Below are 16,118 nucleotides of genomic sequence, written 5' to 3' on the forward strand. Positions count from 1 at the left end.
CCTCCTCGATTTCTGCCGACTGCCAAGCAGCGGCGCTTGGTCTTTTCTACCTCATACAGGTGTTGCTGCGTCGCCTTTTGACGTCAATTGCTCGTAAAGGTGATCTGCCAAGCCCCGAACGGTCGTGATGTCGGTTGTCGTGACGCGGATCTTCACCTCTGACTCGATATGGGTGCGCAGTTCCAGGTTGCCCAGCGAGTCCATGCCGAACTCGGAAATCGGCCGGTCGACGTCGACAGACCGGCGCAGAATCAGGCCCACTTGCTCGGAGATCATCCGGCGCAGCCGGGCCGGCCATTCCTCGCGGTCCAGCTCGGCGAGTTCGGCCAAAAACTTGCTGCCGCCCGACCGGCCCTTGCCGGCGGACTTGAACGCCTCAGCGAACGGAGTGCGCTGGGCGAAGGCGGTGAGCCAGGCCGACCCGATGACCGGGGCGTAGCCGGTGTACGGCCGGTTGTGCCGCAACAGTGCCTCGAAGGCGTAGGCGCCTTCCTCCGGCTCGATCGCGTCGCCCGAGGTCTCGGCGAAGTCAGTGCCGCGGCCGATCTCGGCCCAGGCTCCCCAGGCGATCGAGGTGGCCGGTAGCCCCTGAGCGCGCCGCCACAGGGTGAAGGCGTCCAGCCAGCTGTTGGCCGCGGCATATGCTCCCTGCCCCGGTGAACCGGCCAGCGCTGCCGCAGAGGAGAAGGAGCAGAACCAGTCGAGTTCGTGTCCCTGCGTCGCTTCGTGCAGATGCCACGCGCCGCGCACCTTGGGTGCCCAGTCGCGCTCGATGAGTTCCTCGGTGATATTGGGCAACGTCGCGTCCTCGACCACCGCGGCTCCGTGCAGCACGCCGCGCAGCGGCAGGCCGGTGGCGGTGGCGGCGGACACCAGCCGCTGTGCGGTGCCGGGTTCGGCGATGTCGCCGCATTCCACGACGACATCGGCGCCGATGGAGCGGATCATCTCGATGGTCTCCAGCGCCTTCTGGCTGGGCTGCGAGCGCGAAGTGAGCACGATGCGGCCTGCCCCCGCGCCGGCGATCTTCTCGGCCAGGAATAGTCCCAGACCCCCGAGGCCACCGGTGATGATGTATGAGCTGTCGCCGCGGAACACCTGGGCCTGCTCGGGCGGAAGCACGACGCTGCTGCGGCCCGCGTGCGGGACGTCGAGGATCAACTTGCCGGTGTGCTCGGCCGCACCCATGATCCGGACCGCGGTCGCCGCCTCGGCCAACGGGTAGTGGGTGGCCTCGGGCATCGGCAGCACGCCGCTTGCGGTCTTTTCGTAAACCTTCTCGAGCAGTCCCCGGACCTGCGCGGGGTGCGTCCGGGACATCAATGCCAGGTCGACACCGAAAAAGGCGAGATTCTGCCGGAACGGGAACAGGCCCACTTTGGTGTCCTGGTAGATGTCCAGCTTGCCGATCTCGACGAACCGTCCGCCCATGGCCAGCAGCCGGATCCCGGCCAGTTGCGCCGCTCCGGTCACCGAGTTCAGCACGATGTCGACGCCGTAGCCGTCGGTGTCACGGCGGATCTGGTCGGCGAACTCGGTGCTGCGGGAGTCATAGACGTGCTCGATACCCATGTCGCGCAGAATCTGCCGCCGCTGCTCGCTCCCGGCGGTGGCGAAGATCTCGGCGCCGGCGGCGCGCGCGATCGCGATGGCGGCCTGGCCCACCCCACCGGTGCCGGAGTGGATGAGCACCTTGTCGCCGGAGCGGATCCGGGCCAGCTCCTCGAGGCCGTACCAGGCGGTGGCCGAGGCGGTGGTGACAGCCGCGGCCTGGGCGTCGGTCAGCCCGGCGGGCAATGTGGCGGCCAGGCCAGCGTCACACGTGACGAAAGTTGACCAGCAGCCGTCCGGGGACAGACCGCCCACGTGGTCGCCGACCTTGTGGTCGGTGACGCCGGAACCGACCGCGGTCACCACGCCCGCGAAATCGAGGCCGAGTGGCGGCTGCTTGCCGTCGAAGGTCGGGCAACGCCCGTAGGCCGCCAGCACGTCGGCGAAGTTGATGCTGGCCGCGCTGACCGCGACCTCGATCTCGTTCGGGCCCGGAGGCACCCGGTCGAAGGCGGTGAACTCCATGGTCTGCAGATCACCGGGGACACGGACCTGCAGCCGCATGCCCCCCTCCTGGTGGTCGATGACGGTGTTGCGGCGTTCTTCGGGCCGCAGCGGAGTCGGGTACAGGCGTGCGGTGTACCACTGGTCGTCGCGCCAGGCGGTCTCGTCTTCGTCGCTGGCCAGCAACAGTTGGCGCGCCACATTTTCGGCGCTCTGGTCGCCAAGCTCGTTCGGTAGGTCGATGTAGCTGACCTTCAGGTTCGGGTGCTCGGCACCGATCACCCGCAGCAGGCCGCGCAGCCCACCCTGCTCGAGGTTGGGGGAGTCGTCGGCCAGCACCGTCTGGGCGTTGCGGGTCACCACGTACAGCCGAGGCGATTGGCCTACCAGTTCGGGAAGTTCGCGGGCGATGCGAACCGCCAGCTTGACGTACTCCTGGCCGCGGACGATCGAATCCTCATCCGTACCGCTTTGCCGTTCGGTGAGCACGACTAAACCTGAGAAGCCGCCGGATTCGAATTGAGCGCGCAGCCGCGCGGCCGCGGCGTCGTGGTCACCATGCAGCGGCCAGGACATCGTGGTGCTCTGCGCGTCGTGCATCTTCAGGGCGTCGGTCAGCTGGGTGGCCACCATGTCGGTGGTGTCCGCGGTGCTGATCAGCAGCCAGTTGCCGGGCTCGGTCACCGTCTTCTCGGGCAGTTCGTGCTGCTGCCATTCGATGGTCAGCAGTCGCTCGCCCAGGACGCGGTCGCGTTCGCCGTTCTGGGAGACGCCGGTGCCCATCTGCAGGCCGCGCACCGCCAGCAGCACGGTGCCGTGTTCGTCGAGGACGTCGATGTCCGCGGTCACCCCGGTGCCGTCCGGGGTCACCGTGGTCAGGCAGTAGTGGGCGTTGCGGGCTGGACCGTACGAGCGGATCCGGCTGACGCCCAACGGCAGGAGCAGGCCGCCGTTACCGACGGTGCGGACGCTCGGGTGCGCGGCGACGGACTGGAAGCATGCGTCCAACAGCGCCGGGTGAATCCCGTAACCGCCCTGCTGTGAGCGGATCGAGCCGGGCAGTCCAACCTCGGCCAGCACGGTCTCTTCGGTTTCGGCGGTGTAGGCCTCGGCCAGGCCACCGAAAGCCGGTCCGAACTGGATGCCGCGCAGGTCGGCCTCGAGCCGGAGATCGTCACCCGCGATCGCGACCTGGTGGGCGGCCAGCAGGGCCTCGATGTCGCGCGGTGCCGGCTGGTCTGCGGCTTCTTCGTCGTTCAGGGCGTGCAGCACGGCCGACGCCCGGCGCGAGCGCTCCCCGCCCTGGGTGGTCTCCACCGTGAACGGGACCAACCCGGGCGCCTCGACCGTGGCGGTGGCGCCGACGTAGGTTTCCTCGTCCAGCAGCAGCATCTGCTCGAACTTCACGTCGCGGACCTCGGCGGCCTCACCCAGGACAGTGCGGGCCGCGGTCAGCGCCATCTCGCAGTACGCGGCGCCGGGCAGCGCGGCGGCACCGTGAATCTGGTGGTCGGCGAGCCAGGGGAGAGCCTCGGTGCCGATGTCGCTCTGCCAGACGTGGCGCTCCGGCTCTTCGGGCAGTCGCACGTGCGCGCCCAGCAGCGGATGCACGGCGAGGGCGTGGGTGTGCGCGAGGCGGTCGGTGCTTTCCAGCAGCATCAGCCGGCGATGGGTCCACGCCGGCAGCGTCGCGTCCAGCAGGCGCCCGCCCGGGTAGAGCACGGCGAAGTCCACCGCGGCGCCCGCGGCGTACAGGTCGCCGATGAGGCCGCGCAGGCCGTGCGGCAGGGGCTGCTCGCGGCGCACGGATGCCAGGGCGGCGGCGGTCATGTCGATACCGCGGGCGGTCTGGTCGACGGCGTGGGTGAGCAGCGGGTGCGGGGACAGCTCGGTGAAGACCCGGAAGCCGTCTTCGAGGGCGGCCTGGACGGCGGCGGCGAAGCGCACGGTGTGGCGCAGGTTGTCGGCCCAGTAGTAAGCGTCGAAATAGGGCTCTTCGCGGGGGTCGAAGGAGGTCGACGAGTAGTAGGGGACCTCGAATTCCTGGGCGCTGATCTCTTCCAGGGCCTCGGTCAGGTCGTCGAGGATCGGGTCGACCTGGGGGGAGTGGGAGGCCACGTCGACGGCCACCTCGCGGGCCATCACGTCGCGCTCCTCCCACGCCGCGATCAACTCGCGCACCGCGTCGGTGGCGCCGCCGATCACGGTGGACTGTGGTGAGGCGACGACGGCGACGGTCACATCCGTGATGCCGCTGCCCAGCAACTCCGAAAATACTTGCTGGGCGGGAAGTTCCACCGATGCCATGGCGCCGGCGCCGGAGATGCGGGTCATCAGCTTGGAGCGCCGGCAGATCACCTTGACGCCGTCTTCCAGCGACAGGGCGCCGGCGACGACGGAGGCCGCCGACTCCCCGAGAGAGTGCCCGATCACCGCGCCGGGGGTGACGCCGTAGTGCTTCATGGTGGCGGCCAGGGCGACCTGCATGGCGAACAGGGTGGGCTGCACGCGGTCGATGCCGGTGACCTTCTCGGGGGCGGTCATCGCCTCGGTGACCGAGAAGCCGGACTCCGCGGCGATCAGCGGCTCGATCTCGGCGATCGTGTCGGCGAACACCGGCTCGGTGGCCAACAGGTCCTTGCCCATCTCGGCCCACTGCGAACCCTGCCCCGAGAACACCCAGACGGGTCCCAGCTTGTCCTGGCCGGCTGCGGGCGGGTACGGCGTCTCACCGTCGGCCACCGCGCGCAACGCGTCGCCCAGCTCGTCGGCCGTCGCGGCCAGCACAGCGGTGCGCACCGGGCGGTGACTGCGACGGCGGGCAAGCGTGTAGGCCAGGTCGGAGATGTCCAGATCTTCCTGGGCGTCCACCCAGTCGGCGAGCCTGCCGGCGGTCGTACGCAACGCCTCCTCGGAACTGGCCGAGACCGGGAAGAGCAGGGCGCCTTCCAGCCCGGTACTGCCGTCGGGCAACACGGTTTGGCCGGCCGGTGCGGGCGCTTGTTCCACAATGGCGTGCACGTTGGTGCCCGACATGCCGTACGACGACACCGCCGCGCGCCGCGGCTGGTTCTCGTCGCTGATCGGCCACGGCGTAACCTCTTGTGGCACAAAAAGATTGCTCTCGATCGCGGCGATCTTGTCCGGCATGGTGTTGAAGTGCAGGTTCTGCGGAACCACGCCGTGCTGCACGGCCAGCACCGCCTTCATCAGCCCCAGCGCGCCGGCGGTGGACTGGGTGTGGCCGAAGTTGGTCTTCACCGACCCGAGGGCGCACGGGCCGTTATTGCCGTAGACCGCGGCCAGGCTCTCGAATTCGACCGGGTCGCCGACCGGCGTACCGGTGCCGTGGGCTTCGACCATGCCGACGGTGTCGGGGTCCACGTCGGCGGCGTCCAGCGCGGTGCGATACACGGCCTCTTGGGCGTCGACGGACGGGGTCACGATGTTGACGGTGTGGCCGTCCTGGTTGGCCGCGGTGCCGCGCATGACGGCCAGGATCCGGTCGCCATCGCGCTGCGCGTGGTCAAGCCGCTTGAGCAGCAGCACGACCGCGCCCTCGCCGGAGACGAACCCGTCGGCCTCGACGTCGAAGGCGTGGCAGCGGCCGGAGCGCGAGAGCATGCCGTTGGCCGAACCCGAGGCGAAGCGCCGCGGCTCGAGCATCGCGTACACGCCGCCGGTGAAAGCCAGGTCGCTCTCGCCGTCCTGGATGCTGCGGAAGGCAAGGTGCGCGGCGAACAAACCCGAGGAGCACGCGGTGTCGACGGTGACCGACGGCCCGCGCAGGCTCAGGGCGTAGGAGACCCGGCCCGACGCCATGCAGGAGTTGGTGCCGGTGTTGCCGTACGGGCCTTCGAGGGTGCCGGTCTCGGCCTGTACGAACTGGTAGTCGCCGTGGTTGAGGCCGATGAACACCCCAGTGGGCGTGTCGGCCAGCTGCGCCGGGGTGAGGCCGGCGTGTTCCATGGCTTCCCAGGACGTTTCCAGCAGCATGCGGTGCTGGGGGTCCATCGCCACTGCTTCTTTCTCCGCGATCGCGAAGAACTCGGGGTCGAAGTCGCCGATGTTGTCCACGAAGGCGCCCCACTTGCAGTGGGAGCGACCGGGCACGCCAGGCTCGGGGTCGTAATACTCGTCGACATCCCAGCGGTCCAGCGGCACCTCAGTAACGAAATCTTCGCCCCGCAGCAACGCCTGCCAGAGCTGTTCAGGTGAATTGATGCCCCCCGGCAACCGGCACGCCAGACCAATGACCGCAACGGGCACGCGTGTCTTTTCCACGGTCGTACGTCATCTCCTTAGCCCGCGCTTCGAACCCTCTTCGGCATGTTCTCGTCGAACTTCGGTCCGCGCTGCCCCAGCCCGCAGCGATGGACGCGTACACCGACCCCCAGATTTCGGCGCCAACGACATAGTTGGGCGCGCTCAGAAGCGTAACCAATTGATTCGTCGCATGTAGAAAAATCGTGCGAACGTACAAAAATAATCAGCCGAGGTGACATCAATCACATCAGCTCGCCGCACCGCATTGTGGCGTAGTGCAACGGTAAAACAGCAGGCCATGGCCCTGCAATGGCCGCATGGGGGCTAGTTGGGCGGTGATCGGCCGCCGCGCGGTCCGCTGCGCCTTTCCCTGCCCCGTGATGGTGAAGGACCCTCGACGGGTGCGCCGATTTAGGTAGCTGGGTGATTTCCTCAATCAGCCGTTTTCCGTCGGCCGTCAGGCGGACGCCGGAACATCCTGAGCGGCAGCGAGCCTTTCGGAAATCCGGTCAGCCAGGTCGCGAACCGTGGTGATCTCGTTGGACGTCAGCCGTACTCCGGTCTCCGTCTGGATGTGGGTGCGCAACTCGAGGTTGCCCAGCGAATCGAGTCCGTATTCCGACAGCGCCCAGTCCGGGTCGACGGCACGTCGCAGGATCAGGCTGACACCCTCGGATATCACGCGCCGCAGCTGGCCGGGCCACTCCTCGACAGGAAGCTCCATGAGCTTCGCGACGAGCTTGTTGGTGCCCGAGCGACCCTTCGAGGATTTGAACAACTCGGCGAACGGGCTGCGCTGAGCAAAGGCGCTGAGCCAGGGCGAGCCGATCACCGGGGCATAACCGGTGTATGCCCGGTTGTGACGCAGCAACGCCTCGAACGCGTACGCGCCTTCGTCGGCACCGATGGCCTCGCCTTCACCGGACTGCTCGGCGAACGTCGTGGCGCGACCGACCTCTTCCCATGCGCCCCAGGCGATCGACGTCGCTGGCAGACCCTGCGCCCGCCGCCAGTGGGTGAAGGCGTCCAGCCAGCTGTTGGCGGCCGCGTATGCGCCCTGACCGGGCGAGCCCACCAGCGCCGCCGCTGAGGAGAAGGAGCAGAACCAGTCGAGTTCGTGTCCCTGGGTCGCTTCGTGCAGGTGCCAGGCGCCGTCCACCTTCGGTGCCCAGTCGCGCTGGATGAGCTCGTCGGTGATATTCGGCAGGGTGGCGTCCTCGACGACCGCGGCCCCGTGCAGGATCCCGCGTAACGGCAGACCGGTGGCGGTCGCAGCGGACACCAGTCGCGGTGCGGTGCCCGCCTCGGCGATGTCGCCACACTCAACGACCACGTCGGACCCGATCGAACGGATCAATTCGATTGTCTCCGAGGCCTTTTCGCTGGGGGCCGAGCGTGAGCTGAGCACGATGCGACCGGCGCCGGCCGCAGCCATCTTCTCCGCGAGGAACAGGCCGAGACCACCCAAACCGCCGGTGATGATGTAGGCGCCGTCGCTGCGGAACGCCCGTGATTGCTCAGGTGGCAGCACCACGCTGCTGCGACCGGCGTGCGGCACCTCGAGGATCAGCTTGCCGGTGTGCTCGGCCGCGCCCATCACCCGGATCGCGGTGGCCGCATCGGCCAGCGGGTAACTGGTGCTCTCGGGTATCGGCAGCACGCCCTCGGCGCTCGCGTTGTACACCGTGGTCAACAGCTCGCGAACCGCTCCCGGGTCGGTGGCCGACAGCAATCCCAGGTCAAGACCGTGGAACGACAGGTTCTGCCGGAACGGGTAGAGGCCGAGCTTGGTGTCACCGTAGATGTCCCGTTTGCCGATCTCGACGAACTGCCCGCCGCGAGCCAAGAGCTTGATCCCCGCCAACTGGGCGGCGCCGAACACCGAGTTGAGGACGATGTCCACCCCGTAGCCGTCGGTGTCGTTGCGGATCTGCTCGGCGAACTCGACGCTGCGGGAGTCGTAGACGTGCTCGATTCCCATGCCGCGCAGCAGTTCCCGACGTGACTCGCTGCCCGCGGTGGCGTAGATCTGGGCGCCGGCGGCACGCGCGATCGCGATCGCGGCCTGGCCCACTCCGCCGGTCGCGGAATGGATCAGCACCTTGTCGCCGGCCCTGATGCGGGCCAGATCCTGCAGGCCGTACCAGGCCGTGGCCGAGGCGGTGGTGATCGCGGCGGCCTGGGCGTCGGTCAGCGCGTCGGGGATCGGGGTGGCCAGGCGTGCGTCGCAGGTGACGAAGGTTGCCCAGCAGCCGCTGGCCGACAGGCCGCCGACGCGGTCGCCGACTTTGAGGTCGGTGACGTCGGGTCCCACCGCCGTCACCACCCCGGCGAAGTCGGTGCCCAGCTGAGGCTGCTGTCCGTCAGCGGTCTGGTAACGGCCGAATGTGACGAGGACATCGGCGAAGTTGATGCTGGACGCACCGACGGCGACCTCGACCTCGCCGGGACCGGGTGCGACGCGTTGGAAGGCGGCGAACTCCAGCGTCTGCAGATCGCCGGGATTACGGATCTGCAGGCGCATGCCCTGGTGCTCGTGTTCCACCACGGTGGTCTGACGCTCGTCGGGCCCGAGTGGGGTGGGGCTCAGGCGCGCGGTGTACCACTCGTCGTTGCGCCAGGCGGTCTCGTCTTCTTCGGACTCGGTGAGGAGCAGTTGACGGGTCACCTGCTCGGCGCCGGTGTGTTCGTCGACGTCGATGTAGGTGACCTTGAGGTGGGGGTGTTCGGCGCTGATCACCCTCAGCAGGCCGCGCAGCCCGCCCTGTTCCAGGTTGGGGCAGTCGTCGGCCAGCACCGTCTGGGCGTTGCGGGTCACGACGTACAGGCGGGCGGTCTGGCCCTCGATGTCGGGCAGTTCGCGCGCGATGCGCACGACGTGCTCGACGTACTCTCTGCCCCGATCGACCGGGCTCCCGCCCTCCGTGTCCGCGCTCTTCGGTGCGGTGAGGACGACCACGCCGCTGAAGGCGTTGGCGCTGAGCTGTTCGCGCAGCACCGCGGCCTGGGCCTGGTGATCGTCATGCAGCAGCCAGGAGATCGTCGTGCTGTCCGAATCGTGCATCTTCAGCGTGTCGGTCAGCTGAGTCGCCATCATGTCGGCGGCGTCAGACGTGCTGACGAGCAGCCAGTTGCCGGGCTCGGTCACGGCCTTGTCCGACAAGTCGCGCTGTTGCCATTCGATGGTCAGCAGTCGCTCGGCCAGTACGCGGTCGCGTTCGCTGCCCGGCGATGCACCGGTGCCCATCTGCAGGCCGCGGACCGCCACCAGCACAGTGCCGTGCTCGTCGAGGATGTCGATGTCGGCGGTCACCCCGGTCGCGTCCGGGGTCACCGTCGTCAGGCAGTACCGGGCATGCCGGGCCGAAGCGTAGGCGCGCAGCCGGCTGACCCCCAGCGGCAGCAGCAGACCACCAACTCCGGCGTTGCCGACGCCGGGGTGCGCGGCCACCGATTGGAAGCAGGCGTCCAGCAGCGCGGGATGCACCCCGTAGGCGCCCTGTTGCGCGCGGATCGAACTGGGCACGGCGACCTCGGCCAGCACGGTGTCACCGGCTTCCTCGGTGACGTGCGCCGCGGTCAGGCCGCTGAATGCCGGACCGTACTGGATCCCCCGACTGTCGAACTCGTGGCGAAGGTCGTCGCCGTCGGCCGGGTTGGTGTGCGATGCCAGCAGAGCCTCGATGTCGTGCGGGGCCGGCGGTGCCGAGTCGGTGTCTGCGGCATGCAGCATCGCCGAGGCGCGCCGGGAGCGTTCGCCGTTCGCTCCGTTCTCCATGGTCTCCACCAGGAACGGGACGACACCGGGCGCCTCGACCGTCGCGGTGGCCCCGACGGGACTCACCTCGTCGAGAAGCAGCAGCTTCTCGAACCGGATGTCGCGGACTTCGGCGTCGTCACCGAAGACGGTGCGGGCGGCGGCCAGCGCCATCTCGCAATAGGCCGCGCCGGGAAGTGCTGCGGCACGGTGGATTTGGTGGTCGCCCAGCCACGGCTGCGCTTCGGTGCCGACATCCCCCTGCCAGACGTGGCGCTCCGGCTCCTCGGGCAGTCGCACGTGCGCGCCCAGCAGCGGATGCACGGCCACAGTGTTGGCGTGCGCGAGCCGGTCGGTGCTCTCCTCGAGCAACAGCCGGCGATGGGTCCACGCCGGCAGCGGTGTCTCCACCAGGTTGCCGCCCGGGTAGAGCACGGCGAAGTCCACCGCGGCGCCCGCGGCGTACAGGTCGCCGATGAGGCCGCGCAGGCCGTGCGGCAGGGGCTGCTCGCGGCGCACGGATGCCAGGGCGGCGGCGGTCATGTCGATACCGCGGGCGGTCTGGTCGACGGCGTGGGTGAGCAGCGGGTGCGGGGACAGCTCGGTGAAGACCCGGAAGCCGTCTTCGAGGGCGGCCTGGACGGCGGCGGCGAAGCGCACGGTGTGGCGCAGGTTGTCGGCCCAGTAGTAAGCGTCGAAATAGGGCTCTTCGCGGGGGTCGAAGGAGGTCGACGAGTAGTAGGGGACCTCGAATTCCTGGGCGCTGATCTCTTCCAGGGCCTCGGTCAGGTCGTCGAGGATCGGGTCGACCTGGGGGGAGTGGGAGGCCACGTCGACGGCCACCTCGCGGGCCATCACGTCGCGCTCCTCCCACGCCGCGATCAACTCGCGCACCGCGTCGGTGGCGCCGCCGATCACGGTGGACTGTGGTGAGGCGACGACGGCGACGGTCACATCCGTGATGCCGCTGCCCAGCAACTCCGAAAATACTTGCTGGGCGGGAAGTTCCACCGATGCCATGGCGCCGGCGCCGGAGATGCGGGTCATCAGCTTGGAGCGCCGGCAGATCACCTTGACGCCGTCTTCCAGCGACAGGGCGCCGGCGACGACGGAGGCCGCCGACTCCCCGAGAGAGTGCCCGATCACCGCGCCGGGGGTGACGCCGTAGTGCTTCATGGTGGCGGCCAGGGCGACCTGCATGGCGAACAGGGTGGGCTGCACGCGGTCGATGCCGGTGACCTTCTCGGGGGCGGTCATCGCCTCGGTGACCGAGAAGCCGGACTCCGCGGCGATCAGCGGCTCGATCTCGGCGATCGTGTCGGCGAACACCGGCTCGGTCGCCAACAGGTCCTTGCCCATCTCGGCCCACTGCGAACCCTGCCCGGAAAACACCCACACCGGCCTGCGGTCATCCTGGCTGACCGCAGGCGGAAGGGGCAGCTCGCCCCCGGCGAGCTCGCGCAGCGCCTCGGACAGCTCCGTGGCGGTGTCGGCCAGCAGAGCCGTCCGCACGGTGCGGTGACCGCGGCGGCGCGCCAGGGTGTAGGCCAGGTCTTCCAGCGCGACATCCGGCTGCGAGTCGATCCAGTCGGCAAGCCGCCCCGCGGTTTCGCGCAGCGCCTCCTCCGAACTCGCCGACACCGGGAAGACGAGCGTGCCTTCAAGTCCCGTGCTGCCGTCCGGTGACACGGTCTGGGCAACAGGGGCCTGCGCCGGCGCCTGTTCCACGATGGCGTGCACGTTCGTGCCCGACATGCCGTACGAGGACACCGCGGCCCGCCGGGGCTTTTCGGTGTCACTGATCGGCCACGGCGTAACTTCTTGCGGGATAAAGAGATTGGTGTCAATCTCGGCCATCTGGTCGGGCATGGTCTGGAAGTGCAGGTTCTGCGGCACCACGCCGTGCTGCACGGCCAGAATGGCTTTCAGCAGCCCCAGTGCTCCGGCGGTCGACTGGGTGTGGCCGAAGTTGGTCTTCACCGACCCGACCGCGCAGGGCCCGTCGATGCCGTAGACCGCCGCCAGGCTGGCGTATTCGAGCGGATCGCCCACCGGGGTGCCGGGGCCGTGGGCCTCGACCATGCCGACGGTGGCGGGGTCGACGCCGCCCGCCGCCAGCGCCGCCCGGTACACGGCCTCCTGCGCGTCGGCCGAGGGGGTCACGATATTGACGGTGTGACCGTCCTGGTTGGCTGCCGTTCCGCGAATGACGGCCAGGATCCGGTCGCCGTCGCGCTGCGCGTCCGGCAGCCTCTTGAGCAGCAGTACGACGGCGCCCTCACCGGAGACGAACCCGTCGGCCTCGACGTCGAAGGCGTGGCAGCGGCCGCTGCGCGAGAGCATGCCGTTGGCCGAACCCGAGGCGAAGCGGCGGGGTTCGAGCATCGCGTAGACGCCCCCGGCGAAAGCCAGGTCACTCTCACCTTCGCTCAGGCTGCGGGCGGCCAGATGCGCGGCGAACAATCCCGACGAGCAGGCGGTGTCGACGGTGACCGCAGGCCCGCGCAGTCCCAGCGCGTAGGAGACCCGGCCCGACGCCATGCAGGAGTTGGTGCCGGTGTTGCCGTACGGACCTTCCAGGGCGCCGGTCTCGGCCTGCACGAACTGGTAGTCGGCGTGGGTGAAACCGACGAAGACACCGGTCAGCGAGTCGGCCATCTGAGTAGGGGTCAGGCCGGCGTGTTCCATGGCCTCCCAGGAGGTCTCCAGCAGCAGTCGGTGCTGGGGGTCCATGGCGATGGCTTCCCGTTCCGAGATGCCGAAGAATTCGGGGTCGAAGTCGCCGAGGTTGTCCATGAATGCGCCCCACTTGCAGTGGGACCGCCCGGGCACGCCGGGTTCGGGGTCGTAGTACTCGTCGATGTCCCAGCGGTCCAGCGGTACCTCGGTGACGAAGTCCTCGCCGCGCAGCAACGCCTGCCAGAGCTGTTCAGGTGAGTTGATGCCACCCGGCAGGCGGCACGCCAGACCAATGACCGCAACCGGCGTAACGCGTGCTTTTTCCACGGTGGTACGTCATCTCCTTAGCCCGCGCTTCAAGCCATCTTCGGCAAGTTCGTGTCGAACTCCGCTCCGTGCCGCCCCAACCCGCAGCAGCGGACGCACTCGCCGACCCCCACACTCCGGCGCCTACGTCGTAGTCAGGCGCGATCAGAAGCGTATCGGGTCGCTTCGCCGCATGTAGAAAAATCGTGCGAACGTACAAAAATTTTCGATCAAGGTGACGTCAATCACACCGCGTCGTGGCTGTCGGACGGGCGTGGCAAACGGCGGCAAAAGGCCAGCTTAGGGTGCTCGAACCGGAGAATGGGACGCTCGCGCAACCGGAGCCGGGCCGGGCGGCCTTCGGTGTGGCCTTCCCTGCCCGGAGATGGTGAACAGCCATCGGTGTGCCGACGGCTCGGCACTCGGACCGGGCGGCCGGCGGCTGCGGTTGCGGGCGGCGCCGCGAGCCGTGTGACCGGCGACCGACCCGCAGACGATCGGGTCGCCCGGGAATGAGCCGGGCGCCGTCGTTTCCTCGTGGAACGTGTTGACCCGCACGCAGACCCGCGCCCGGTTCGATACGGCCGGAGATGACCGGCGAAAGTCGAGGTACGAGCTCATTCAGCAACGAGATCGGCCCGAGGGGTGATTCGACTTCAGCGATACGGACCACGTGGGGCGTGTTCCGGCGGGTAGTGTGCGATCCCGTGGTTGGCTCTTCTATCCCCGCTGTGCTGCGCGAACGCGCCAGCCTGAATCCCAACGGCCCGGCGCTCACCTACATCAACTACGACCAGGAGTGGGAAGGCGTCGAAGAGACGCTGACCTGGGCGCAGTTGCACCGCCGCACGCTCAACATCGCCGAGCAGCTCAAGCAGAACGGTGCGCCCGGTGACCGGGCGCTGATCCTCGCGCCCCAGGGGCTCGAATACGTCGTCGGATTCCTGGGCGCGCTGCAGGCCGGTTTCATCGGTGTCCCGCTGTCGGTGCCCTACGGCGGCGCCCACGACGAGCGGACCATTTCCGTGCTGGCCGATACCGCACCGTCGGTGATCCTGACCACCTCGGCCGCCGTCGGCAACGTCAAGGAGTGTGTCGAGCCGCAGGCGGGTAAAAATCCGCCGGCGATCCTCGAAGTCGATCTGCTGGACCTCGATTCCCGGCCGAAGTCCTCCCGCCCGGGCAGTGCCGCCGACGAGGGGTCGCGAACTTCGTACCTGCAGTACACGTCCGGCTCGACGCGCACACCCGCCGGCGTCACGGTCTCCAACGCCAACGTGTTCGCCAATTTCGAACAGGTCATGGCCGACTTCTTCGTCAACGAGGGCGGTGTGCCGCCCGCCGACCTGGACGTGGTGTCCTGGCTGCCGCTCTACCACGACATGGGTCTGCTGCTCGGGGCGATCATGCCGATCCTGGCCGGCCGGCGCACGGTGCTGACCAGTCCGGTGGCGTTCCTGCAGCGTCCGGCCCGCTGGCCGCAGCTGATGGCCCGCTACGGGACCACCATCTCGGCCGGACCGAATTTCGCGTTCGACATCGCCGTCCGCAAGACCTCCGACGAGGATCTGGCCGGGTTCGATCTGAGCGGCGTGCACAGCGTCCTCAACGGCAGTGAGCGGGTCCAGCCGGCGACTCTCAAGCGATTCGCCGACCGGTTCGCCCGGTTCGGCTTTGCCGCCAAAGCGTTGCGGCCGGCCTACGGCATGGCCGAAGCGACGGTGTACATCGCCACCCGCAAGGTCGGCGACCCACCCGAGATCGTGGATTTCGATTCCGAGAAGCTGCCGGACGGCCAGGCGGTACGGGTTGAAAAGGGAAGCGGCACACCGCTTGTCAGCTACGGCGTGCCGACGTCGCAACTTGTCCGGATCGTCGACGGCGACACCCGTACCGAGTGCCCGGAGGGTACGGTCGGCGAGATCTGGGTGCTGGGCGGCAACGTCGCCTCCGGTTACTGGGAGAAACCGGAGACGACGGCCAACACGTTCGGGGCGACAATCGTCAACCCGTCGGAAGGTACGCCGGCGGGTCCATGGCTGCGCACCGGAGATTCCGGATTTCTTTCCGGCGGTGAGCTTTTCATCATGGGCCGGATCAAGGACCTGCTGATCGTCTACGGCCGCAACCATTCTCCCGACGACATCGAAGCGACCATCCAGGAGATCAGCGCCGGCCGGTGCGCGGCGATCGCGGTTCCGCAGGACGGCGTCGAGAAACTGGCCGCCATCGTCGAGATCAAACAGAAGAGCGAGGAGTCGGCGGAAGACCTGGCGGAGCGCCTCGGGGTGCTCAAGCGCGACATCACCGCCGCGATCTTCGACTCGCACGGGCTGAACGTCGCCGACCTGGTGCTGGTGTCGCCCGGGTCGATCCCGATCACCACCAGCGGCAAGATCCGCCGGCAGCAGTCGGTGCAAATGTACGAGGACAAGGCGTTCGCGCGGCTGGACGCCTGACCGACCCCATGAGCAAGCCCGCCCGGATACCGCTGCTGCCTGTCGATGAGGCCAAGGCCGCCGCTGATGAAGCCGGCGTGCCGGACTACATGGCCGAGCTCAGCATTTTCCAGACGCTGCTGAACCATCCGCAGTTGGCCCGGGTGTTCAACGACCTGCTCGCCACCATGCTCTGGCACGGCACCCTCGACCGCAGACTGCGTGAGTTGGCGATCATGCGCATCGGGTGGCTGACCGAGTGCAACTACGAGTGGACCCAGCACTGGCGGGTGGCCTCGCGCCTCGGCGTGTCTGCCGAGGATCTGTTGGGTGTGCGGGATTGGCAGAGCCACAACGGGTTCGGGCCCACCGAGCGAGCCGTGCTGGCGGCCACCGACGACGTCGTGCGCGACGGCGCGGTAAGCGCCGCGAGCTGGGCGGCCTGCGAACGCGAATTGGGTGGTGACAAAACGGTTCTCATCGAGCTGGTCACCGTCATCGGCGCGTGGCGGATGGTCGCGTCGATTCTGCAGAGCCTGGAGGTTCCGCTGGAGGACGGGGTGGCCGCCTGGCCGCCCGATGGCCGGGCGCCCTCGTCGGCTGATCGGTAGGGCGTA

At 68.5% G+C, this 16,118-nt stretch carries 4 protein-coding genes; 2 read left to right on the forward strand and 2 right to left on the reverse strand.

Translation table 11 applies throughout. The annotated features are described in order from the left end of the window. Nucleotides 1-51 precede the first annotated feature (51 nt). Complete coding sequence (gene pks2 / locus AO501_RS02295) at nucleotides 52-6,339, reverse strand: sulfolipid-1 biosynthesis phthioceranic/hydroxyphthioceranic acid synthase (protein ID WP_082658334.1); 6,288 nt, start codon at nucleotides 6,337-6,339, stop codon at nucleotides 52-54. Nucleotides 6,340-6,778: 439 nt separating this feature from the next. Beyond that, nucleotides 6,779-13,084, reverse strand: a complete 6,306-nt coding sequence (gene pks2 / locus AO501_RS02300; protein WP_055576189.1) for a sulfolipid-1 biosynthesis phthioceranic/hydroxyphthioceranic acid synthase — start codon at nucleotides 13,082-13,084, stop codon at nucleotides 6,779-6,781. Nucleotides 13,085-13,770: 686 nt separating this feature from the next. Between pks2 (AO501_RS02300) and AO501_RS02305 the strand changes: the two genes are divergently transcribed. Together AO501_RS02305 and AO501_RS02310 are read left to right on the forward strand one after the other, a co-directional pair. Next, nucleotides 13,771-15,522, forward strand: a complete 1,752-nt coding sequence (locus AO501_RS02305) for an AMP-binding protein (RefSeq protein WP_055576243.1) — start codon at nucleotides 13,771-13,773, stop codon at nucleotides 15,520-15,522. Nucleotides 15,523-15,530: 8 nt separating this feature from the next. Further along, nucleotides 15,531-16,112 (forward strand): carboxymuconolactone decarboxylase family protein, encoded by a 582-nt coding sequence (locus AO501_RS02310; RefSeq protein ID WP_055576190.1) that lies wholly within the window; start codon nucleotides 15,531-15,533, stop codon nucleotides 16,110-16,112. The last annotated feature ends 6 nt before the right edge of the window (nucleotides 16,113-16,118 follow it).

The sequence above is a fragment of the Mycobacterium gordonae genome (assembly GCF_001417955.2).
Taxonomy (GTDB): Bacteria; Actinomycetota; Actinomycetes; order Mycobacteriales; family Mycobacteriaceae; genus Mycobacterium; species Mycobacterium gordonae_B.

Bases quoted from the DNA above. Each gene is read 5' to 3' on its own strand.
- AO501_RS02310 (WP_055576190.1), top strand. From the start codon at position 15,531: ATGAGCAAGCCCGCCCGGATACCGCTGCTGCCTGTCGATGAGGCCAAG.